Annotated in this window: 19 protein-coding genes; 10 read left to right on the forward strand and 9 right to left on the reverse strand. The window is 39.2% G+C overall.

The window, feature by feature from the left end:
* Positions 1-128 precede the first annotated feature (128 nt).
* Positions 129-1,535 carry an NADP-dependent phosphogluconate dehydrogenase gene (gene gndA, locus AB4J89_RS07385; protein ID WP_023581264.1) on the reverse strand — a complete coding sequence of 469 codons (1,407 nt, stop codon included), beginning with the start codon at positions 1,533-1,535 and terminating at the stop codon, positions 129-131.
* 244 nt (positions 1,536-1,779) lie between these two features.
* Here gndA and AB4J89_RS07390 point away from each other — a divergent pair, with 244 nt between their 5' ends.
* Both AB4J89_RS07390 and AB4J89_RS07395 read left to right on the forward strand, forming a co-directional pair.
* On the forward strand, positions 1,780-3,360 hold the full coding sequence (locus AB4J89_RS07390; protein WP_088493342.1) for a TerC family protein: 1,581 nt from the start codon (positions 1,780-1,782) through the stop codon (positions 3,358-3,360).
* Between the two features lie 76 nt (positions 3,361-3,436).
* Positions 3,437-3,736, forward strand: coding sequence for a hypothetical protein (locus AB4J89_RS07395; protein WP_368468758.1), 300 nt, complete (start codon positions 3,437-3,439; stop codon positions 3,734-3,736).
* A gap of 113 nt (positions 3,737-3,849) precedes the next feature.
* On the opposite strand, the gene dcuC is transcribed toward AB4J89_RS07395, so the two are convergent.
* From dcuC to apbC, 5 genes are all read right to left on the reverse strand, one after another.
* Entirely contained in the window at positions 3,850-5,211 is a 1,362-nt protein-coding gene (gene dcuC, locus AB4J89_RS07400; RefSeq protein WP_088493344.1) for an anaerobic C4-dicarboxylate transporter DcuC, read from the reverse strand.
* A 275-nt stretch (positions 5,212-5,486) separates the two neighbouring features.
* Entirely contained in the window at positions 5,487-7,421 is a 1,935-nt protein-coding gene (gene asmA / locus AB4J89_RS07405; protein WP_311755144.1) for an outer membrane assembly protein AsmA, read from the reverse strand.
* Positions 7,422-7,467: 46 nt separating this feature from the next.
* The gene (gene dcd, locus AB4J89_RS07410) at positions 7,468-8,049 is read right to left on the reverse strand and encodes a dCTP deaminase (protein ID WP_006537532.1); all 582 of its coding nucleotides are present in this window, start codon (positions 8,047-8,049) and stop codon (positions 7,468-7,470) included.
* 67 nt (positions 8,050-8,116) lie between these two features.
* Positions 8,117-8,758 carry a uridine kinase gene (udk, locus tag AB4J89_RS07415; RefSeq protein WP_023581260.1) on the reverse strand — a complete coding sequence of 214 codons (642 nt, stop codon included), beginning with the start codon at positions 8,756-8,758 and terminating at the stop codon, positions 8,117-8,119.
* 220 nt (positions 8,759-8,978) lie between these two features.
* Positions 8,979-10,091, reverse strand: coding sequence for an iron-sulfur cluster carrier protein ApbC (gene apbC / locus AB4J89_RS07420; protein ID WP_075672537.1), 1,113 nt, complete (start codon positions 10,089-10,091; stop codon positions 8,979-8,981).
* Positions 10,092-10,295: 204 nt separating this feature from the next.
* Between apbC and metG the strand changes: the two genes are divergently transcribed.
* The 6 genes from metG to sanA all read left to right on the forward strand — a co-directional run bounded on the left by metG (position 10,296) and on the right by sanA (position 17,497).
* Positions 10,296-12,323: a methionine--tRNA ligase gene (metG, locus tag AB4J89_RS07425; RefSeq protein ID WP_311755143.1), complete on the forward strand. Its 2,028-nt coding sequence runs from the start codon at positions 10,296-10,298 to the stop codon at positions 12,321-12,323.
* 134 nt (positions 12,324-12,457) lie between these two features.
* Positions 12,458-12,931 carry a CidA/LrgA family protein gene (locus AB4J89_RS07430; RefSeq protein ID WP_088493347.1) on the forward strand — a complete coding sequence of 158 codons (474 nt, stop codon included), beginning with the start codon at positions 12,458-12,460 and terminating at the stop codon, positions 12,929-12,931.
* A gap of 2 nt (positions 12,932-12,933) precedes the next feature.
* Positions 12,934-13,629 carry a CidB/LrgB family autolysis modulator gene (locus AB4J89_RS07435; protein WP_102949522.1) on the forward strand — a complete coding sequence of 232 codons (696 nt, stop codon included), beginning with the start codon at positions 12,934-12,936 and terminating at the stop codon, positions 13,627-13,629.
* A gap of 199 nt (positions 13,630-13,828) precedes the next feature.
* Positions 13,829-14,713: a cytidine deaminase gene (gene cdd, locus AB4J89_RS07440; protein WP_088493348.1), complete on the forward strand. Its 885-nt coding sequence runs from the start codon at positions 13,829-13,831 to the stop codon at positions 14,711-14,713.
* Positions 14,714-14,926: 213 nt separating this feature from the next.
* Positions 14,927-16,624, forward strand: coding sequence for an NAD-dependent malic enzyme (locus tag AB4J89_RS07445; protein ID WP_088493349.1), 1,698 nt, complete (start codon positions 14,927-14,929; stop codon positions 16,622-16,624).
* Positions 16,625-16,765: 141 nt separating this feature from the next.
* On the forward strand, positions 16,766-17,497 hold the full coding sequence (sanA, locus tag AB4J89_RS07450) for an outer membrane permeability protein SanA (protein ID WP_088493350.1): 732 nt from the start codon (positions 16,766-16,768) through the stop codon (positions 17,495-17,497).
* Here sanA and yeiB read toward each other — a convergent pair.
* The 3 genes from yeiB to AB4J89_RS07465 form a co-directional block, all read right to left on the reverse strand.
* The gene (gene yeiB, locus AB4J89_RS07455; RefSeq protein WP_368468763.1) at positions 17,494-18,645 is read right to left on the reverse strand and encodes a DUF418 domain-containing protein YeiB; all 1,152 of its coding nucleotides are present in this window, start codon (positions 18,643-18,645) and stop codon (positions 17,494-17,496) included. The genes sanA and yeiB overlap by 4 nt on opposite strands.
* Before the next feature lie 15 nt (positions 18,646-18,660).
* Complete coding sequence (gene folE, locus AB4J89_RS07460; RefSeq protein WP_023581251.1) at positions 18,661-19,320, reverse strand: GTP cyclohydrolase I FolE; 660 nt, start codon at positions 19,318-19,320, stop codon at positions 18,661-18,663.
* A gap of 148 nt (positions 19,321-19,468) precedes the next feature.
* Complete coding sequence (locus AB4J89_RS07465) at positions 19,469-20,638, reverse strand: YbfB/YjiJ family MFS transporter (RefSeq protein ID WP_368468765.1); 1,170 nt, start codon at positions 20,636-20,638, stop codon at positions 19,469-19,471.
* Between the two features lie 209 nt (positions 20,639-20,847).
* On the opposite strand from AB4J89_RS07465, the gene moeA reads away from it, so the two are divergent.
* Positions 20,848-22,089, forward strand: coding sequence for a molybdopterin molybdotransferase MoeA (moeA, locus tag AB4J89_RS07470; RefSeq protein ID WP_368468767.1), 1,242 nt, complete (start codon positions 20,848-20,850; stop codon positions 22,087-22,089).
* A gap of 5 nt (positions 22,090-22,094) precedes the next feature.
* Positions 22,095-22,862, forward strand: coding sequence for a molybdopterin-synthase adenylyltransferase MoeB (moeB, locus tag AB4J89_RS07475; protein WP_368468769.1), 768 nt, complete (start codon positions 22,095-22,097; stop codon positions 22,860-22,862).
* Positions 22,863-23,004: the final 142 nt, after the last annotated feature.

A 23,004-nucleotide genomic window follows, 5' to 3' on the forward strand; every position in this document is an offset into this window, starting at 1 on the left:
CTGGTAAAGTTACTAGTAGTGCTATTTATACTCTGCAATATAAATAATTGAATATTTGTTTTTATTAAATAAAAAAAGGTGCTGTATTACCAGCACCTCAAAAGATTTTAACTTATTTTTTTAAAGCTTTATTCCATCCACTCTGTATGGAATACGCCATCTTTATCAGTACGTTTATAAGTATGCGCACCAAAATAGTCACGTTGAGCTTGGATTAAGTTTGCTGGTAACACTTCTGCACGATAGCTATCGTAATAAGAAATAGCCGCAGAGAATGTTGGAGTTGGAATACCTGCTTGTACGCCATAACAAACAACATCACGCAGAGCTTGTTGGTAATCATCAGCGATTTGTTTGAAGTATGGTGCTAACAGCAGATTTGCAATGCTTGCATCTTCGTTATAGGCATCTGTGATTTTTTGCAGGAATTGAGCGCGAATGATACAACCCGCACGGAAAATCTTCGCGATTTCACCGTAGTTTAAATCCCAGTTATATTCGTCTGATGCGGCTTTCAGTTGTTGGAAACCTTGAGCGTAAGAGACAATTTTACCTAAATACAGTGCGCGACGAACATTTTCAATAAAGGCTTTTTTATCGCCAGAGAATGCTTTAGGTGTTGGACCTGATAACACTTTAGATGCAGCAACACGTTGATCTTTTAATGAAGAGATATAACGTGCAAATACAGACTCAGTGATAAGAGTAACTGGTACACCTAAGTCTAAAGAGCTTTGGCTAGTCCATTTACCTGTACCTTTATTTGCTGCTTCATCAAGAATAACATCAACAAGGTATTTACCTTCGTCATCTTTTTTACGGAAAATATCAGCGGTAATTTCAATCAGGTAGCTACTTAATTCGCCTTTATTCCACTCGGTAAAGGTTTCTGCTAATTCTTCATTAGTTAGACCTAAAGAGTGTTTTAATACTGAATACGCTTCTGCAATCAGTTGCATATCGCCATATTCGATACCGTTGTGAACCATTTTTACATAGTGACCCGCACCATCAGCACCGATATAAGTCACACAAGGTTCACCTTCAGCAACAGCTGCAATTTTCTCAAGGATTGGAGCAACTAATTCGTAAGCTTCTTTTTGTCCACCCGGCATGATTGAAGGACCTTTTAACGCACCTTCTTCACCACCAGAAACACCAGTACCAATAAAGTTAAAACCTTGTGCTGACAATTCACGGTTACGACGAATAGTATCTTTAAAGAAAGTATTTCCGCCATCGATAAGGATATCGCCTTTATCTAAATGCGGTGTCAATGCAGCAATTGTTTTATCCGTTGCTTCACCCGCTTTTACCATTAATAAAATACGGCGCGGTTTTTCTAACGAATCAACAAACTCTTCAATAGAATAATTCGGAACCAGTTTTTTACCTGGATTTTCAGCGATAACTTCGTTGGTTTTATCGCTTGAGCGGTTGTAGATGGATACAGAATAACCACGGCTTTCAATATTTAGCGCAAGGTTACGTCCCATAACTGCCATACCAACCACGCCGATTTGCTGTTTTGACATGAAAATAACTCCCGTCTGAAAATAAACCTGCCAGTATCAATGTACTGACAATTTGTTAACCTGATCACATAGTAACTCACTCTCTCACTTGGTGGTAGTTATTGATGTAATTGGTATCACAATCTTTTAGACAAAATGAAATTATTCCCCTGCGATCGATAATAAATTATTGAAAATTTCCTTCAAATTGCTCATTATTCCCAAGTCGGCATATGCCGTCTTTATAGAAGGTAAAACAAACTGTATGGAATGGATCTTAGATCCGACGATCTGGGTAGGACTTTCCACCCTAATTGTTCTCGAAATCGTACTTGGTATTGATAACCTTGTTTTCATTGCTATTCTGGCAGATAAACTCCCAGCGAAACTAAGAGATAAAGCACGTATAACTGGCTTATTGTGTGCCCTTGTTATGCGAGTTGTGTTGTTATTTAGCCTCTCTTGGCTTATCACTCTGACAAAACCTCTTATTACACTGTTTGATCATCCTTTCAGTGCAAGAGACTTAATTATGCTGCTCGGAGGGATATTCTTGCTGTTCAAAGCCACTATGGAGCTTAATGAACGGCTAGAAGGTAAAGATCACAACGAAGGGAAACAACGTAAAACGACCAGCTTTTGGTCTGTCGTTGCACAAATTATCGTACTGGATGCGGTATTCTCGCTTGACTCAGTGATAACCGCTGTGGGTATGGTTGATCATTTAGGCGTTATGATTGCGGCTGTCACTATTGCAATGTTCTTGATGATCCTTGCAAGTAAGCCTTTAACAAACTTCGTCAATAACCACCCAACCATTGTTATCTTGTGTTTAAGCTTCTTGCTGATGATTGGTTTTGCATTAGTTGCCGAAGGCTTTGGTTACGCCATTCCAAAAGGTTACCTGTATGCAGCGATTGGCTTCTCTATCATGATAGAAGTCTTTAATCAGTTAGCACAATTTAACCGTCGCCGATTCTTATCAGCTTCTCGTTCTTTACGTGAACGAACAGCAGAAGCGGTGTTACGTATTATTAATGGTAAGCCTGAATCATCCGAATTAGATCATCACACATCTGATTTAGTCTCTAATGCTGAAGAGGTATTTGATCCACAAGAGCGCCAAATGATTGTGCGTGTGCTTGGTTTAAGCCAACGTAATGTGAACAGTATCATGACGTCTCGCCATGATGTTGAATATGTAGACTTAAATTCAACACAAGATGATATCCGCCAATTGTTGGAAAAGGACCCCCACTCTCGCTTAGTGATTACTGATGAACAACACAGTGATGAACCTGTTGGTGTGGTTAATATTATTCAATTGTTGAATCAACAATTGCGTAATGAACCTCTAAACTTACGTTTACTGGTCACACAACCGTTGATCTTCCCTGAAGGTTTATCTTTACTACAAGCGTTAGAACAGTTCCGTAGTGCTCACACTCACTTCGCCTTTGTTGTAGATGAATTTGGTTCAGTAGAAGGTGTCGTGACACTGACTGACGTTATGGAAACCATCGCAGGTAACTTACCAGTCAGTTCTGAAGAAAACGATTCTCGTCACGACTTGGTTCAAAATGAAGATGGTTCATGGACAGTTAACGGCTTTACACCACTTGAAGACTTAGTGCTTTATATTCCAATCAAATTGGATGAAAAACGTGAGTATGAAACCTTAGCGGGCTTATTAATGGAACACTTACAACGCGTACCAACCGTTGGTGAAAAAATCTTGATTGATGGTATTGAGTTTGAGCCATTAGAAGTGAATAACCATCGAATTAATAAAGTACGTATTGTAGAACCGACACCTGAAGACGAAGAAAACGTTGACGAAGCGTAATCTCTGTCAAATAGCAAAATATCCGCCTTTATGGCGGATATTTTTTATCTGAAGATTGTGTCTACTGGAAAATAATATGCATACCAATGTCAGCGTTAAAATCGTTTGGTTAACCTCTATTGAAGGAGGAAGGCAATCACCACCTCCTTTGAGTGGTTTTTATTATCCAACCATTCAACTACCTTATGAACCAAATAGTTGGAGCCTTGCAATTGAAATCACTCACACACAGAAAGAGTCAGAACATTGGGTAAGTGAGGGTAATATGCAGTTTTTAGTTGAACATGCCCCTCATCATTTATTAGAAGAATTAGAAAAATTTGAAATTTATGAAGGCGCTAAAAAAGTCGCTGATGTTTTTATTCAGTTTAACTAATTATTTTTTATACGATTTTTCTTAAACAAATAAAAAAACGGGCTTTGTTTTATCACAAAGCCCGCCAATAAAATTTAAAACAATAATTCTAGATTAATTAAGTACAATAAAAATTAACCCAATGTGCTTGGTACAAGAATTTCAGTAGCAACAATAACAATAACAAGACCAACTAATACAGGAACAGAAACACGTTTCATCACTTCAAATGGTGAAATTTTTGCCATACCTGATACCGCAACCACAACACCAGAAACCGGTGATAATGTACGGCCTAAGTTTGAAGCTTGTAGCATTGGAATAGTTAAATAAGCTGGGTTAACACCCATATTGCTTGCTAAACGAGGAATTAATTCAACGAAAGCATAGAATGGCGCGTTACCAGAGCCTGTTGTCATCGCCGCTAACATGGTAATTAATACCAGTGCAATCATCATCACAATCGCACCTGAACCTAATGACTGAGCACCTTCGATTAATGCATTAATAAAGCCAACTGTTGTTAAACCTTGAGCAAATACCCCTGCTGCGACTAATAACATAACAACTTGAGCAAATGCATCTGCCATACCGCGGTAAGCAACTTCTAAACCTTCAAAAACTTGTTTTGCGCTAAAGCTACGAATAAATTCGATCACAGCTGCTAAAATCATACAGATAATAATAATGGCAACAATATGAAGCTCTGGTAACCATTTACCATCAAAAACGAGAACACCGATAATTGGTGTAAAAGGTAAAATTGCATAGAAACTTGGTGCGTGAGTTTTGATTTCATTCACGTCTAACATTTCAGTTTCAATGTGTTCTTTACGGTCAAGATAACGTTGCCAGAAGAAGTGAGCAATACACATACCAATAATTGCAGCAATAGAGATAGGTAATGTGGTTTTAAATGCGAAATCAATCAGCGGCATTTGAGACGCTTCAGCGGCTAAAATAACATCACCTGATGTTGGCGCTAAAATAATTGAGGCTGGAGACGCACAAATTGCAGCAGCAGCACCGCGACTAATACCCATATTGACCATGACAGGGAACAGCGTTGCCATTAATAACACACCTAAACCTGTTGCCGATGAAACAGCCAGTGACATCAAACATGCAACAATGTAAGCCGCAACCATCAGAAGATAGGGTGAGTTAATCATTTTTAGTGGGCGTGATGCTAATTTAACAACAACATCATTAGCACCGATGTGTGTCATATAAGCAGCAAAACCACAAAGTATCATGATCATCATACCTAAATCGCCACCACGGCTCATTAGTAGATTTTTCACATACTCAACAATATCAATTAAACCATAACCTGTCGCAGTTGCGCTTGCAGGTAAAACTGCTCTTCCCATAATAACGCTGATGATCAGTAATAACAGACCACCAGTCATTAAGACACCTGTTGGTGAATAGCCTTTTACAATATAACGTCCAACACCTACAGCAACGAAGGCGCCGATAAGAATTTCAATCATTTATTTATCCTGTCTAAAGTAGTCATTTATAAAATGAAGTTTTTTATTTTTATCATCATTTTTGCGTTTAGTGCGATTGACACACTCTGCCCAAAGGCAACGTTGCAGTGTATGACATATATCAAAAAAAACGACTATTTTTTTACATATACATAGCACGAATGCTTACTTTTCATTCAAAACATAAATTAAATGATAGATATAAAGCAAAAAGCACACAATTATCAAAATAGTGTGCTTTTATTAAGAATGTGATGAAGTTAAAAATCGTGAAATTAGATTTTCTTCAATAGCTGATTAAGTGCTTTTACTTCTGGGCTTTCAGCATCTTGTTTATTTAACCAATTATCGATAGCTTGCTTGGCTTTTTGCTGTAATTGATCACGCAGTAATTTTTCAATATTAAGTTCATATTGAATCGCATTCCAATCACCATAAAGCCTTAATGGAATTTCAATTTTAGCTAATTGACGGATAAATTCGTTTTCTTTACCCCAACCTTTTTTGATATTAACAAGTAACATCACATCAAGATCATGGCGTTGAAGATCCACTTTGCCCTGCCCTTTAATTTGATAGGCCTCTGCTTGAGCATCAAGTGAATTAACGGCGACTTTCCCTTTTGGCGCTAACTTGAATTGAGCAATTACATTATCTGCTTGGGTGTAACTTTCGATATCTTCAGGGTAAATTACTTTATCAGTAGCTTGAGCAACTGATTGCTGAATAACCTGCGGTACATTTAATCCCTGCATTTTAAATTGGCTAACAGATGTATTGAGCGTACCTTGCCAATAATTATAAAAGGCTTTTCGGTTATATCCTGCACCTTCTAAATTCCCTTTTGCCGAAATTAATCCACTGAAATTTTCAGGTTGATTAAACACACGCAATAGTGGCTGTAATGGAATATTATTCATTGTGACATCCATGCTGATATGTGCTGGCACAATGCTTGTAGAGATAACTGTTGGAAGTGAGAAATCACCTTGAAGGACTTGTCCTGTCAAGGTTTGAATATTTAGCGAATTAGGATTATTTAGAGCATCAAGTTTAAAATTATTAATCTCTAACTCTTTATAAAGCAGCTTATTCAATGCCAATTTCAGCGTAAATTCAATATCACCCCAATGCGTTAAATCATATTCTTTATTTTCAATAGTCACTGAAGTAATAACTGGCTTTGCCATAATTGTGGCATTTGGCGCTGGTGCTGCATGTGCAGTATTAAATAATGAAAACGATGATGGCGTCTTATTATCTTTAGGGGTCAATAATGCGGTTTCAGTTGTTTTAGCCTCGGCTAACTCTGGTAACAACGTATTTAAATTTAATTGTTCACCTTTTAAGTCAACTTGATAACGTGTTTTACCTGAAAATTCCGCACTGATATTACCTTGCAGTTGGCTATCATTAGCAGTGAGATTTAAGTTATCAAGTGAAACTTTTCTCACGCCCTCATTTTGGATAGTAAAATCTGAAGTTAAACTTCCTGCTATGCCATTTTCAGGGATACCTATTCCTGATAAAGCATAATCTAACTGTGTGATATTACCTGCAATTCGGTAAGGATAGCTGTTCATATCCGCATTAGCGGCAACATTTAGTGTGATCTCACGACGGTCACGATTCACTTTCGTGCTCATCTCAAGACTAACTTGTTTTTTCTCGTCTGTTTTCAACGATAAATTAATATCGCGTAAATTAAGCTGCTCGCCATCTTTCATTTGCCAAATAATTAAGCTGTCTGAAATTTTTACTTTGGCGATATTCAATTGCCAATTATTGGCTCTAGGCTCGATGACTGGTCGAGAAATATCTCGAGGTGTAGAAGGTGGTGATATTTTAGGGATAGCTTTACTTTCAGGTGTTTGGCGAACTACGGCACCTTTAAGCATGACTTCTTTTACTTCAAGTTGATGAGAAAGTAGCGGTAATAACTCAACATCAAGACGCATATTATCGGCTGTAATTAAAGGCATTTCAGCACCGGGAGCTGTCAATGACATTTTACCACTAATAATGCTTAACTTTGGCCATACATGCCAACGCATATCATCTTGTAATGTGAGTTTATAACCGCTTTGTTTTTCTACTCTTTCAACAAGGTATCCACGGAAATCATTTGGGTTAATGAGTAAAACTAGTGCTGTTAAACCTGCCAAAATAACCACAAGCAAAATAGCCAGTGTTGTCAAAAACCTTTTCATATAATTACCCGCTTAGTGAACATGATAATGATGATTATAAAGATAGTTAATCTTCACTAATCCGACTACCAACCGCACCTTGTTGATTTTTATATTTTGCATCTTGACGACGGTTATAAGGTCTATCAGCAGAACCAGACATCGGTTCAAAGCTTAATGCACCAATAACCATACCCGGTCTTAATGCAAGAGGGAGTTTACCTGAATTAAAAAATTCTAATACGATTTGTCCATGCCAGCCGGGATCAATACGATGAGCGGTAACATGCACCATTAAACCTAAACGAGCTAATGATGAGCGTCCATCTAACCATCCAACAACATTATCAGGCAAGGTGACTGATTCAAGTGTTACAGCCAACGCTAATTCACCAGGATGTAAGAAAAATGCCTCACCTTCAGGTAAAACAATTTCATCACTCATTACACGCTCTAGCGCAGCGTTCACTTCAGCCTTAGGACCACTTAAATCAATATAAGCTGCAGTATGGCCTTGGAAAACACGAAATTGGTTTCCTAAGCAAACATCTGCTGTTGCGCCGTTAATTCGCTCGACGGGCGGGCGGGGTTCAATGACTAATTTACCTTCATCCAGCCACTGAATAATATCACGGTCGCATAATCGCATTTTATTTCCTTCTTCAAATTAAACAGGCAGTTTCATCATGCATGAAAGCTGCCCACAAATGAACCTATTATTCGCAGAACTGACCAATTTTTGCTTTCAGAATATCAATCGCAACGCGGTTTTTACCCCCTCTAGGGACAATAATATCGGCATATTGTTTAGAAGGTTCAATAAACTGGAAGAACATAGGACGAACGGTTTTATTATATTGTTCAATGACTGAGTCTAAGCTACGTCCACGTTCATTCACATCACGCTTAATTCTACGCATTAAGCAAATATCTAACGGCGTATCAACAAAGATAGAGAAATCCATCTCTTCACGCAGGCGTTTATCTGTTAATAATAAGATGCCTTCAATGATAATAACTTTTTTGGGTTGAAAAGGAATGGATTCTGCTTTGCGAGTGTGAGCAACGTAGTCATATTGAGGGAGTTCGATGGTTTTTCCTGCTTTAAGTTCACACAAATGCTGATATAAAAGTGCGTGATCCATCGAATTTGGGTGGTCATAATTGACCTTATATCGTTCTTCCATCGTTAAATCACTTTGGTCACGATAATAACAATCTTCTGGTATCACCCCGATATTATGATCACCTACTTGCGCTCTTAATTCGCGGTAAAGTGTACTTGCAATAAGACTTTTACCCGAAGCAGAGGCTCCAGCGATACCTACAATTGTGCACTGATGTGCTGTGTCAGCCATAATCAAAAACCTGGTTTGAAATAAAAAGAGGGATAACGTAATAATATGTAAATATTACGCTAGCGCAGATTATAGTTTTGAAATCACTCTGGTTCCAGCGTAAAACCAGAAATCTATTTGTTTTTTATCAAAAACAGTCGGAAATCGCATGTAAAAAATGGAAAGCCAAATGACTCTCCATTTAAATCAGCAAATAATTCAACGTATTATTTTACTGCAATTACACTGCGCGGAAAGAAATTTCCGTTGGGATTGCATCGCCATCCCAATACATTTGAGCTGAAACTGTTGACGCGATTTCGCGATAAATATCAGCAAACTCGCCTTCAGGATCACGCATCACTGTTGGTTGTCCGCGGTCTAAGTCTTCACGTAAAGAGATATGAAGAGGAACTTGACCCAATAGTTCGCAATGATACTTCTCAGCCAATTTCGCCGCACCACCTGTACCAAAGATAGGTTCAAGGTGACCACAGTTGCTACAAATATGTGCGCTCATGTTTTCAATAATACCTAATACAGGCACATTGACTTTCTTAAACATGACGATCCCTTTCATCGCATCTACCAGAGCAATATCTTGTGGTGTTGTTACTACAACAGCAGCGGTTACTGGGATGTTTTGAGATAAGGTTAATTGAATATCACCTGTTCCCGGCGGCATATCGATAACCAGATAATCCAAGTCAGGCCACAGCGTATCTTGGAGCATTTGCATTAATGCTTTGCTCGCCATAGGACCACGCCATACCATCGCATTATCATCAGTGACTAAATAACCGATAGAGTTAGACGCTAAACCATAAGCCATAATTGGCGCCATATGTTGTCCATCAGGAGACGTTGGACGCTCCATTGTGGTACCCAACATATTAGGAATAGACGGGCCATAAATATCAGCATCAAGAATACCTACTTTAGCGCCTTCTTGTGCAAGTGCTAATGCAAGGTTCACTGCTGTACTTGATTTACCTACGCCACCTTTACCAGAGCTCACTGCAAGAATATTACGAACACCATTAACACCAGGCAGATCATTTGCGCGACGTAAGGTTGAAATATTGTGCTTGAGTTTCCATTCAATGGCTTTCGCGCCAGTGATGTTGCGAAGTTCAGCTGTTTTTTCTTCGATTAGGACTTGGAAAGGTTTTTTCCAAACAAATGGCATCACTAATTCGATATGAAGAACATCATCAATCATCGCACATTGATGTAATGCTTTTAGAGAAAGCAGATTACGTTTCAATGTCGGGTGTTCAAAAGTAGACAAGACACCTGAAACTTTTTCGTTCAGAATCTCAGGGGTGGTCTGCTCGGGGGATTTATCACTCATCCCGGCTCCTCTCGTTTTCATTATTTATTAAATATATGAGTGCATCTATCATATCAGATAGTAGATGACTACGATAATGCCTTACCTCAATTTGCCAACTGAAATTTCTCTTGCAAAAACTCGATTATTGCCCTAGCGACATCATGACGGATCGGTTAACATCAAAGTCCCTTTTATTAATTTTATGGAAGTAAGATCCTTACTATGTCTCACGTCGCGAATAAATTACTGGTAACCTGCGCGTTACCTTATGCTAACGGTTCAATTCATCTCGGTCATATCCTTGAGCACATTCAGGCAGATATCTGGGTCCGTTACCAACGAATGCGCGGCAAAGAAGTTCATTTCATCTGCGCTGACGATGCTCACGGCACCCCAATTATGCTGAAAGCTCAACAACTGGGTATTACGCCAGAAGCAATGATTGAAGAAATGAGCAAAGAGCATCAGCAGGATTTTGCTGGCTTCAATATCAGTTATGACAATTATCACTCTACACACAGTGAAGAAAGTCGCCAATTATCGACTAAAATTTATCTTGCACTGAAAAAGAATGGTCACATCAAAAGCAAAACTATTTCTCAGCTTTATGATGAAGAAAAAGGCATGTTTTTGCCTGACCGCTTTGTAAAAGGCACTTGCCCTAAATGTAAAGCGCAAGACCAATATGGTGATAACTGTGAAGTTTGTGGCTCAACTTACAGCCCAACAGAATTAATTAATCCACGCTCCGTCGTATCAGGTTCAACGCCTGTTATGCGTGAAACTGAACACTATTTCTTCGACTTACCTGCATTTAGCAACATGTTGCAAGAGTGGATACGCTCTGGTGCACTGCAAGAGCAAGTTGCGAATAAAATGCAAGAGTGGTTCGACAGCGGTTTACAACAGTGGGATATCACTCGTGACGCGCCTTATTTCGGTTTCGAAATTCCAGATGCACCGGGTAAGTATTTCTATGTATGGTTAGATGCACCAATTGGCTACATGAGCTCTTTCTTAAACTTATGTGAAAAACGTGGTGATTTAAGTTTTGATGAGTTCTGGAATAAAGACAGCAAAACTGAGCTGTATCACTTTATTGGTAAAGATATCGTCTATTTCCACAGCTTATTCTGGCCAGCAATGTTAGAAGGCAGCGAATATCGCAAACCAACAAACTTATTTGTTCATGGTTATGTCACAGTAAATGGTGCGAAGATGTCAAAATCTCGTGGCACCTTTATTACTGCTCGCGCTTATCTTGACCATTTTGATGCGGATTGCCTGCGTTATTACTATGCAGCAAAACTTTCATCACGCATTGATGATATTGACCTAAACTTAGAAGACTTTGTTCAACGTGTAAACAGCGACATTGTTAATAAAGTGGTTAACCTTGCATCACGTACAGCTGGTTTTATCAGCAAGCGTTTTGATGGCAAATTAGCTAATTCTTTAGATGATGCTAAGCTTTATCAACACTTTGTTGATATGAAAGAAACCATCGCCCAGTCATTTGAAAATCGTGAGTTTGGTAAAGCTGTTCGTGAAATTATGGCATTAGCAGACGAAGCTAACCGCTATATCGACGAAAAAGCGCCTTGGGTAGTGGCAAAACAAGAAGGTCAAGATGCTCAGTTACAAGCAATCTGTACGATGGGGATCAACTTATTCCGCGTACTGATGACTTATCTGAAACCTGTATTACCTTCACTGACAGAGCGCTCAGAAGCATTTTTACAAACCCAATTAACATGGGATGCACTTGAGCAACCGCTGTTAGGCCAAGAGATCACTAAATTCAAAGCGTTGTTTAACCGTATTGAGATGGATAAAGCCAATGCAATGGTTGAAGCCTCAAAAAGCACCATTGCACCGGTAAAAGAAGTGACGGGTCCATTAGCAGATTCACCGATCCAAGAAACCATCAACTTTGATGATTTTGCGAAAATCGACATGCGTATCGCTGAAATTAAACAAGCCGATTTTGTTGAAGGTTCAGACAAACTGCTGAAATTAATTTTGGACTTAGGTGGCGAAACTCGCCAAGTATTCTCAGGTATTCGTACTGCATACCCAGATCCTAAAGTGTTAGAAGGTCGCTTAACGGTAATGGTGGCAAACTTAGCACCTCGTAAAATGCGTTTTGGTATTTCAGAAGGCATGGTAATGGCAGCAGGCCCTGGCGATAAAGATATCTTCTTACTCAGCCCAGATTCTGGTGCAAAACCGGGTCAGCAAGTGAAATAACAACCAAGATTCATTTGCCAAGTAAATAAATGGCGGGGTTCTATTAGAACCCCGCTCTTTTTTTATTGTGATCCATAGCACACTTTCAAAATCGGTGTATGATAATTCTGTTAGTTGATTTGGGACACTTACTTATGAAATCTAAACGGGCACGATTGCAGATTACACTTTGGCATTATCTACGATCTTTTTTGGTACTTTATCTTTGTCTCTTTGCTGGTAATCTTATTTCAGCCCTTCTACCCTTTGCGGTTCCAGGCAGTATTGTTGGCTTACTGATCCTTTTTGGTTTACTTGCTTTCCAGCTTATCCCTTTGCGTTGGGTTAAACCCGGTGCCAATATCCTCTTAAAAAATATGTCATTACTCTTTATCCCTATCGGTGTTGGTGTAATGAACTATTATGATTTGTTAAGTCAGCAACTTTTCCCCATCGTTTTAGCCTGCGTAGTGAGTACCTTTGGTGTTATGGCACTCGTTGCATATTGCTCACACTACGTTCATCGTGAGCGCGTTATCGTGGGTTCGAAACCAGACCAAGTTGAAGATATTGTGGAAACAAAAGAGAAAGACGACGATAAAGCGTTAAGTGAGAAGAAAAAATGTTAGCCATGTTGATGAATATTTGGTGGTCACTTCCTTTAAGTATTTTTATTTTTTACTTAGCTCGTAAACTTGCAGCTCGATTTAAATTACCTATTTTAAATCCGCTTTTAATTGCGATTGTGGTGATTATCCCTATTTTATTGATAGCCAAAATACCTTACGAAAATTATTTTGCAGGTAGTCGTATTTTAAATGACTTATTACAACCTGCCGTTGTCGCTTTAGCTATACCGCTTTATCAGCAATTACACCAAATTCGCGCACAGTGGAAATCATTAATCAGTATTTGCTTTATTGGTAGTATTGCTGCGATGGTTAGTGGCACTGCCATTGCATTATGGGCAGGAGCAACACCTGAGATTGCTGCATCAATCTTACCTAAATCAGTGACAACACCTATTGCGATGGCTGTGGCAGACTCTATTGGGGGCATTCCTGCTATCAGTGCGGCATGTGTTATTGCCGTGGGTATTTTAGGGGCTATTTTTGGTCACTCGTTATTTAAAATACTACGTATTCCTACTCACGCCTCTCGTGGTTTAGCAATGGGTACGGTTTCTCACGCAGTCGGCACAGCAAGAGCTGCAGAAGTTGATTATATAGAAGGTGCTTACAGTTCATTGGCATTAATGACATGCGGGATTATTACATCCCTTACTGCACCATTTATCTTCCCTATTATTTTGCATCTTTATAGTTAATATTTTTTATACTCTACCTTTCAAATCCCCGATTTAATTAATTTTACTTCGGGGATTTTTGCTATAAATTTGAGATACATCTCTCAATTAATGAATTTGTTGCAATTGTTTCATTGAAAATATGATTTTCATCACATATAAGAATGGGTAAAGATGCCTAGAATCTTATAATACAGAAAGATTAATGGGAGACTCATGTATGCATACTCGTTTTCAGGCAGTTTGGTCAGATTTATCCCCTCAGTTACAACAAGCACTTGCTCCTTATCTTGAGCAGGATGAATTCCCTGCAATGTTTACGGCAGAGCAGGTCAATGCCATAAAAACACAGTTACAATGTAATGATGATGCCTTAGCCCTAGCACTTTTACCCGTTGCTGCCGCTTGTGCTGTTGCACCAATCTCTAATTTTAAAGTTGGTGCAGTTGCGCGTGGTGAAAGTGGTAATCTCTACTTCGGTGCCAATATGGAATTTGCTGGCGCACCACTACAACAAACTGTTCACGCTGAACAAAGTGCAGTGACTCATGCATGGTTACGTGGTGAATCTCGCTTGATCTCCGTCACCGTTAACTATACACCTTGTGGTCATTGTCGCCAGTTTATGAACGAATTGAACAGTGGCACCCATATTCAAATTCAGTTACCGGGTAGAAAAATGGCAACATTAGGTGATTATTTACCTGATAGCTTTGGCCCGAAAGATCTCAATATCACCTCTTTATTAATGGACAAAGTTAATCACGGTTACAAAATTGATAACCCTAGTGAATTAGCACAACAGGCGCTACAAGCCGCTAACCGTAGCCATGCTCCTTATAGTGAGTCACACAGTGGTATTGCTGTTCAAATGAAAGATGGCAAAATTTTCCAAGGTAGTTACGCAGAAAACGCCGCATTCAATCCAAGTTTACCGCCATTACAAGCCGCATTAATTTTATTAAATATGGCAGGTGAGAGTGTGATGGATATTGAATCTGCTGTCTTAATTGAAAAAGCAGAGACAATTTTAACGCAATGGGATGCAACACAAGCAACATTAACTGCTTTAGGTTGTCGCCAAATGCAGCGCATCACTTTGTAAAAAGTTTTAACTTATTCCTCTAAAAATCTCTCCTAAAAAAGCATCAGCATGTAAATTTTGCTGATGCTTACCAGAAAAAGTTGTAACAACCGTATCTATCTCTCATTTCTAAGCATAAAAATCATAAAAAAATAACATAAGCTGTACATATTTTTATTATTTTGTAGGATCTACAATTGTCATGTGACTAACTGCCTTACAAGAGTATTTTTCATGGAACTGGAACACGAAAGTAAACGCCCTCTCTACATCCCGTATGCAGGTCCAATCCTGCTTGAATTTCCCCTGTTAAATAAAGGTAGTGCTTTCAGCGAAGAAGAACGCAGCACCTTTAACTTACATGGTTTACTGCCTGAAGCAGTTGAAACCATCGAAGAGCAGGTTGAACGCGCTTATCGCCAATATCTTGATTTCAAAAACGATAACGATAAACATATTTACCTACGAAATATCCAAGATACCAATGAAACCCTGTTTTACCGTCTATTGGAATCTCACCTAACTGAAATGATGCCAATCATTTACACACCAACAGTGGGTGAAGCTTGTGAACATTTCTCTGATATTTATCGTCGTGCTCGTGGTTTATTTATCTCTTACCCTAACCGCGCCAATATCGACGATATGCTACAAAACGCCACTAAACAGAACGTAAAAGTTATTGTTGTAACAGATGGCGAGCGTATTCTTGGTCTAGGTGACCAAGGTATCGGTGGTATGGGTATTCCTATCGGTAAACTCTCTTTATATACCGCGTGTGGTGGTATTAGCCCAGCGTACACACTGCCTGTTGTACTTGATGTTGGTACTAACAACCCACAACGTTTAAACGATCCTCTGTATATGGGATGGCGTCATCCTCGTATTACAGGTGATGAATATAACGAGTTTGTTGATGAGTTTATTCAAGCTGTTAAGCGTCGCTGGCCAAATGTTTTACTGCAATTTGAAGATTTCGCACAAAAAAATGCGATGCCTTTATTAAACCGTTATCGTGATGAGCTATGTTGCTTTAACGATGATATTCAAGGTACAGCGTCTGTTACTTTAGGTAGCCTAATTGCAGCAAGTCGTGCTGCTGGTCGCCAATTAAAAGACCAAACTGTCACTTTCTTAGGTGCAGGCTCTGCAGGTTGTGGTATTGCTGAGCAAATCATTGCCCAGATGAAATCTGAAGGTTTAAGTGATGAGCAAGCGCGTGAACGTATCTTTATGGTTGACCGTTTTGGCTTATTAACAGACAAACTGCCAAATCTACTTGATTTCCAAAGCAAACTTATCCAAAAAAGTGAAACCATTGCTGATTGGGAAACTGAAAGCGATGCAATTTCACTGTTAGAAGTGGTTAAGAATGCAAAACCAACAATTTTGATTGGTGTTTCAGGACAAGCAGGTTTATTCACTGAAGAAATTATTCGTGAAATGCACAAACACTGTGAACGCCCTATCGTAATGCCATTATCTAACCCAACTTCTCGTGTAGAAGCGCGTCCTGAAGATATTATCAACTGGACTGATGGACAAGCTTTAGTCGCAACAGGTAGCCCATTTGCACCAGTTAAATACAAAGATAAAGAATATCCAATTGCACAATGCAACAACTCTTATATCTTCCCAGGTATTGGACTAGGTGTTATCGCATGTGGTGCAAAACGTGTTACTGATGCCATGTTAATGGTTGCAAGTCGCGCATTAGCAGATTGCTCACCAATGGCAAAAGATGGTGATGGTTCACTATTACCTTTACTGGCTGATATTCAGCAAGTTTCGCGTTATATCGCAAAACAAGTTGCAAAAGAAGCTCAAGTACAAGGTGTTGCTACCGTAACTTCTGATTCAGCATTAGAAGAAGCGATTGAACGTAACTATTGGTCACCAGAGTACCGTATTTACAAAAGAACCTCGTTCTAAGTAGCTTGAAACACTAAGTACCATTCTGAAAAGCGCGTCATTACTTAATATGAGGCGCTTTTTTCTTGCTTCCCTATCTCTGCTCAAGTAGCCTTAAGCATTATGAAAGTCATTCGTTATTTGCGTCATTAAGGCAAGGAAATGCTAAAACGCCTCATTTATCTCTTTCTCACACTTTTTATTCTGCTTGCTGTCACTTTGATTGCCTGCGATCGCTGGATCGGCTGGAAAACCAATCCTTATATCTTTGAAGATGTAGATACGTTACCAGCTAAAAAAGTGGGCATGGTGTTAGGCACATCGAAGTACTATACCAGCGGTTATATAAATCAGTTTTATCAATACCGCATCCAAGGCGCTGTTAATGCTTATAATAGTGGCAAAATTCAGTATTTATTACTCAGCGGTGATAATGCAAAACATAGCTACAATGAGCCCAATACCATGCGTAAAGATCTCATTAAAGCAGGTATTCCAGCATCTCGAATTGTGATGGATTTTGCAGGCTTCAGAACACTTGATTCAGTAGTACGGACAAAAGAGGTCTTTGGTACAGACGGATTTACCATTATCACTCAGCGTTTTCACTGTGAACGTGCCGTTTTTATCGCATTAGAAAAAGGAATTGACGCACAATGCTTTGCGGTTGCATCCCCTAAAAGCATGTTTAAAGTACGTGTACGCGAAGTATTTGCCAGAGCAGGTGCAATGATTGATGTATATATTCTAAACCGTGAACCACGCTTTTTAGGACCACCAGAAACTATTCCTGCAATGCAATCTATTCCTGAAGGCATTAAAGGTTACCCTGCGGTTTCACCAGAGGAAGTCGAATCGCTTCCTCTGAATGAAAATAATCATGAAAAAACCTAAAAGAATTGTGCTAATTTTGAGGCTGATTTACGCCAAATCCATTCTATTGGCCCTTGTGGAAAATAACGTAACCAAATCATTGCAAAAGCAATATTGATTGCCCAAATAGCGACAACAAAAGGCATCAATTCAGGTAGAGTAAATTGATTAAATAGCCCCATACGCTGAAATAAATAAATACCGATAAGGCTTTGTATTAAATAGGTTGTTAACGCCATTTTACCAACACAGCGTAAAGCATAAGCAAGATAAGAGTGTTGGATAATATCCCAACTCCAATAAAACAGCGCAATATACCCCAAACTTTGCATTACTTGGATCAACATGGTTAAAGGTTGTGCCCAAATAGCCGCCCAGCGATAATCCCAATCAAGGTAATAATCCACCAGCACAATAACTGTTTGTAAGCTTAAACTAATTAAAAGAAAATAAAGCGCCACATAGCCATAATGAGTACGGCTAAATTTTTGCTGCAACCAACCTGACGCCATTAACGCAGAGCCCATCAACATCGCACCGAACAAAAACCAGCTGTATTGACGTACTAGATTAAAAACAAAAAGACTTAGCTCATTCAAACGATAATAAACACTATTTAAATAAGGTCCTGTTTTCCAATCTGATTCAGCCAATTGAGAGTATGGCGTGCTGTACCAAACGGTATCAATAAAGTCACGATAATAGTAAAACAACGCACCTAAAATAAATGCGCCACAAAAATAGAGTATTGCTCCCAATATAAGCTGGTGTTTTGTCGCTATTGATTTAATAAACGCAAAAACAAATAAACCACATATACTATATGGAAATAAAATATCACCTTCCCAAATAAATAATGTGTGAATAAGGCCAATCAATGCCAGCACAACTAACCGCGATATATTAAAACGCGTTCCTTTATATAAAAGGAGATAAAGCGTACCACCAAATAGCAACGCAAAAATAAAGAGGAATTTTCCTTGAGCAAACAGATTTAATGCCATCCATGTTATACGATCACCAAAAGAGGCTTCTCCCGAATGTAATGGGTTAAATGAAGCCACTCTTAATAATGCAAAACCTGAAATATTGAGCAATAAAATGCCAAGGATCGCCATTCCTCTCAACGCATCGAGAGCTTCGATACGTTGACGAGACGATTCATTCATTTTTATTTAAAAATCTCAAAGATGACGAACAGCGCGCAAAAACTCCTGACGCGTATTTTGACTAGATTTAAATAACCCACCTAATGAAGTGGTGGTGGTTGCACTAGTTGCATCACGAATACCACGAGCTTTAACACAATAGTGAACCGCATCAATAGAAACAGCCACATTTTTTGTGCCTAGTAACGTTTGTAATGCGATAAGAATTTGCTGTGTTAAGCGTTCTTGAACTTGAGGGCGTTGAGCGAAGAATTGCACAATACGATTGATTTTAGATAGCCCAATCACTTTATCTTTCGGGATATAAGCCACAATCGCTTTACCATCAATAGTAACAAAGTGATGTTCGCAAGTACTTGTTAATGTGATATCTCGCACTGTCACCATTTCATCAACTTGCATTTTATTTTCAATTAGCGTGATTTTTGGGAAGTTGTGGTAATCCAGCCCTGAGAAAATTTCATCAACATACATTTTTGCGATACGACGAGGTGTTTCAGCTAAACTATCGTCACTTAAATCCAGATTTAACAGCTTCATCACTTCTGTCATATGATGTTCAATTTGCTGTTTACTCTCACTTGGAGAGAGTTTTGGTTCACGAAGAGGCGTTTCCAAACCGCGTTCAACTAACGCAGCATGCACCCATTGCGCCTCTTTACTTAATGATGACATTGGACTCTCCGATAAACACATTAATTAAGTAGCTGTTATCGCACTTAGCAACAACAACCTACACTTTAGATGACCTCAATCACATTATCCAGCGATACCGCATTTTTCGTTATGAAATTATTGCATTTTTGTATGAGCTACTTTTAGTTTACTGATGTTCTTTTTCTTTTAAGCACACTAGAAAACCACCGATTATCAACACAATAAAAGCAACATAAAGTGCAGGTTCTAATTTCCCTGTTAATGCGGTTGAAAGTGAAGAAATTACGGGACCAACTAATTGTCCGATGGCATAAAAAGTGGTAAGTAAACCCGCCATATAACGCCCATGATCCGGTGCTAGTTCTCTGCCTCGTAAAAAAGCAAGTTGTACAGCGCACATAAGACCGCCACCAATTAAGAAAGCGCCAATCGCAAGCCCTGTTATCGTTGGGACCCATTCTGCAATCAAAATACCTAATGCTTGTAACCAAAGCGTAATGGCTAGGCGTAACTGCGTGTTTAGTATGTTACGCGTTAAAATAGCGATCCCAATACACAATGCAGCTGAAGCACCAAAAACAGGCCAAACAAACTGCGCGATCAAGCTACCCGGAAAGCGTTCTGCCGCCATTTGAGAAAGAAATGTGGCAGGTAAAATATAGCCAAATCCGGCGAAGGTATAACCCCAAATCAACTTTTTCATCGCTGGCGTGAGCGTTAAAGGTGCAACTTTTACTTCTTCTCTGCTCATTTTCCACGGTTTTGGAAGATGGTAGCTCACATATATGGCACAAATAAAAGCAAGAGAGCCGTAAATTAACCATCCCATCGTCGCACTCATTTGCCATTTCATAATTAGCACGGCAAGAATACCGCTAATAAATATACCAGCACCTGTTCCTGCATAAACAGCCACACTTAATGCAGGTCGATTAAGACGAGCCAGTAACTCATTAGCCCATGAAGCCACCAGCACTAACGTCCAACCACTTGCCCAGCCAATAAAAAAGCGCGCAATACTATGTGTAAAAGCATCATTTAAAAAAGCAGACAACAGAGTGATTATCACCGCACCCCAAAGACCCGCCCATAAACGATATCCCACACCTTTAACGGCTTTCATCGCATCATAAGATCCCGCGAGATAACCAAGGTAATTAAATGCAGCAACAATACCCGCGCTTGTTAGCGTTAATTGATATTCTGCAATCATCAACGGCACTTGAGGTGTAAATGTAAAGCGCCCTATCCCCATTGCAACCACTAAAGCAAGAAACCCACTAAAAGCAATATGAAAAGCTTGTGCTGAATGACTTTGGTGATTTGAAGTATTCATGGATATCCATTATTTTGTTTTATCATTTTAATGTGCTGTCCATTAATAACAGAACAAGTAACACATTAACCTCAGACAGTTAACATTTTTGCAATAAGAAGTTTCATTTCTTTCTATTCACAAGATGATCTCTGACATGATGATGTTCATCGTGATAGATTAGTATCATGAAATAAAACAGAACATTTCGATAGATCTTGGAGTATATGATGAGTCAATGTCACGTTAGCGGTTTATTATCTCTTGATGAAGCGCTAGAAAAACTACTTGAAAAACCGCTGGCAATTACCAATACCCTTAACATTCCATTAAATAACGCCGCAGATTATATTCTAAGTGAAGACATTACATCTCCACTGAATGTTCCGCCTTTTGATAATTCGGCAATGGATGGTTATGGACTTCGTTACGCTGACTTAGAAGCTCAAACTCCACTTCCTGTTGCAGGTAAATCGTTCGCCGGTATTCCTTTTGAGGGAGAACTTCCTGCTGGGCAATGTGTACGCATTATGACAGGGGCAATGGTTCCTGCTGGTGTTGATACTGTCATAATGCAAGAAGAAGCTGAAGTGACTGAAAATGGTGTTCGTTTTCCACACCCAGCTAAGAAAGGCCAGAACATTCGCCGTATTGGTGAAGATATTAAAAAAAACGATATTGTATTACCTGCTGGCACTAAACTTTCAACAGCACAATTACCTTTAATCGCCTCTTTAGGTGTGGCAACGGTACAAGTTTATCGTCGTTTAAAAGTAGCTGTTTTCTCTACGGGTGATGAATTACAAACCATTGGACAGCCATTAAAAGCGGGTCAAATTTATGATACCAACCGCTTTGCGGTACGTTTAATGCTTGAAAAACTAGGATGTGAAGTCTTAGATTTAGGCGTTATTCCTGATTCACCAGAAAAACTACGTGAAACCTTTAAAAAGGCGGATCAAGAAGCAGATTTAGTGATCAGCAGTGGTGGTGTTTCTGTGGGTGAAGCCGATTACACCAAACAAATTCTTGATGAAATTGGTGAAATTGGTTTTTGGAAACTTGCCATTAAACCGGGAAAACCTTTTGCCTTTGGTCGATTACATAATGCATGGTTCTGCGGTTTGCCAGGTAACCCAGTGTCAGCAACCGTGACATTCTATCAATTGGTTCAGCCTTTAATTGCTCGTCTATCAGGTTTTAGTCATTGGAAAGCACCGCAACGTTTTCAAGCCATTGCTCAATCATCATTGAAAAAATCAGCAGGTCGCCTTGATTTTCAACGTGGTATTGCAAGTATTAATGCCGAAGGTGTATGGCAAGTAGACACAAGTGGTCATCAAGGCTCACACGTTTATAGCTCCTTTAGTGTCGCTAATTGCTTTATCGTTTTAGAGCGTGAACGCGGTAAAGTCGCAGCTGGCGAAACTGTGACTATTGAGCTATTTAATTCTCTATTAAAAAGTGAATAGCCTTTATGAGTATTGAATTAACCGATGAAGAAATGCTGCGCTACAATCGCCAGATTGTATTAAGAGGTTTTGATTTTGATGGTCAAGAGGCACTGAAAAGTGCTTCTGTATTGATTGTTGGCGCAGGTGGGTTAGGGTGTAGTGCCTCGCAATATCTTACAGCCGCAGGTGTGGGAAAACTCACGTTATTAGATTTTGATACAGTTTCTCTTTCTAATCTTCAGCGCCAAATTCTTCATCGTGACGCCACGATTGGTCAACCTAAAGTGCTATCTGCAAAAGCGACATTAGAAGCAATTAATCCCCATGTCACGATAGAAACCGTCGATGCATTACTTGAAAATGAGGCTTTAGCAGAGCTTATTAGCCAACATAATATTGTTATGGATTGTACTGATAATGTGACAGTACGTGAGCAACTTAATCGTCTCTGCTTTCATCAGAAAAAGCCTCTCGTTTCTGGTGCCGCTATTCGGATGGAAGGTCAAATCAGTGTATTCACCTACCAAGATGATGAGCCTTGCTACCGCTGTTTAAGCCATCTTTTTGGTGATAATGCGTTAAGTTGTGTTGAAGCGGGTGTAATGGCACCTGTAGTCGGTACCATTGGCACATTACAAGCAGTTGAAGCCATTAAATTACTCACCGGCTATGGTGAAAATTTACATGGTAAGGTATTAATGTTTGATGCAATGAGAATGCAATTTCGTGAATTCAAATTACCTAAAAATCCACATTGTGAAGTGTGTTCTGCCAATTCACCCGATAACTAACCGCTTTCTATCCTAGATAAGGTAAGTCTAACTTCTTTAAACTTACCTTATCACCTTTCGAAGAGAGAGGTATTAATCTGTTTTTTAAGCATTTTAATTACCCTCTAAGTCGTATTTTTCGTTAAGTTGATGTAACAAGCTT

The organism is Proteus sp. STS61-E (assembly GCF_040932335.1).
Taxonomy (GTDB): domain Bacteria; phylum Pseudomonadota; class Gammaproteobacteria; order Enterobacterales; family Enterobacteriaceae; genus Proteus; species Proteus mirabilis_B.

Bases quoted from the DNA above. Each gene is read 5' to 3' on its own strand.
- gndA (WP_023581264.1), bottom strand. From the start codon at position 1,535: ATGTCAAAACAGCAAATCGGCGTGGTTGGTATGGCAGTTATGGGACGT.
- AB4J89_RS07390 (WP_088493342.1), top strand. From the start codon at position 1,780: ATGGAATGGATCTTAGATCCGACGATCTGGGTAGGACTTTCCACCCTA.
- AB4J89_RS07395 (WP_368468758.1), top strand. From the start codon at position 3,437: ATGCATACCAATGTCAGCGTTAAAATCGTTTGGTTAACCTCTATTGAA.
- dcuC (WP_088493344.1), bottom strand. From the start codon at position 5,211: ATGATTGAAATTCTTATCGGCGCCTTCGTTGCTGTAGGTGTTGGACGT.
- asmA (WP_311755144.1), bottom strand. From the start codon at position 7,421: ATGAAAAGGTTTTTGACAACACTGGCTATTTTGCTTGTGGTTATTTTG.
- dcd (WP_006537532.1), bottom strand. From the start codon at position 8,049: ATGCGATTATGCGACCGTGATATTATTCAGTGGCTGGATGAAGGTAAA.
- udk (WP_023581260.1), bottom strand. From the start codon at position 8,758: ATGGCTGACACAGCACATCAGTGCACAATTGTAGGTATCGCTGGAGCC.
- apbC (WP_075672537.1), bottom strand. From the start codon at position 10,091: ATGAGTGATAAATCCCCCGAGCAGACCACCCCTGAGATTCTGAACGAA.
- metG (WP_311755143.1), top strand. From the start codon at position 10,296: ATGTCTCACGTCGCGAATAAATTACTGGTAACCTGCGCGTTACCTTAT.
- AB4J89_RS07430 (WP_088493347.1), top strand. From the start codon at position 12,458: ATGAAATCTAAACGGGCACGATTGCAGATTACACTTTGGCATTATCTA.
- AB4J89_RS07435 (WP_102949522.1), top strand. From the start codon at position 12,934: ATGTTGATGAATATTTGGTGGTCACTTCCTTTAAGTATTTTTATTTTT.
- cdd (WP_088493348.1), top strand. From the start codon at position 13,829: ATGCATACTCGTTTTCAGGCAGTTTGGTCAGATTTATCCCCTCAGTTA.
- AB4J89_RS07445 (WP_088493349.1), top strand. From the start codon at position 14,927: ATGGAACTGGAACACGAAAGTAAACGCCCTCTCTACATCCCGTATGCA.
- sanA (WP_088493350.1), top strand. From the start codon at position 16,766: ATGCTAAAACGCCTCATTTATCTCTTTCTCACACTTTTTATTCTGCTT.
- yeiB (WP_368468763.1), bottom strand. From the start codon at position 18,645: ATGAATGAATCGTCTCGTCAACGTATCGAAGCTCTCGATGCGTTGAGA.
- folE (WP_023581251.1), bottom strand. From the start codon at position 19,320: ATGTCATCATTAAGTAAAGAGGCGCAATGGGTGCATGCTGCGTTAGTT.
- AB4J89_RS07465 (WP_368468765.1), bottom strand. From the start codon at position 20,638: ATGAATACTTCAAATCACCAAAGTCATTCAGCACAAGCTTTTCATATT.
- moeA (WP_368468767.1), top strand. From the start codon at position 20,848: ATGAGTCAATGTCACGTTAGCGGTTTATTATCTCTTGATGAAGCGCTA.
- moeB (WP_368468769.1), top strand. From the start codon at position 22,095: ATGAGTATTGAATTAACCGATGAAGAAATGCTGCGCTACAATCGCCAG.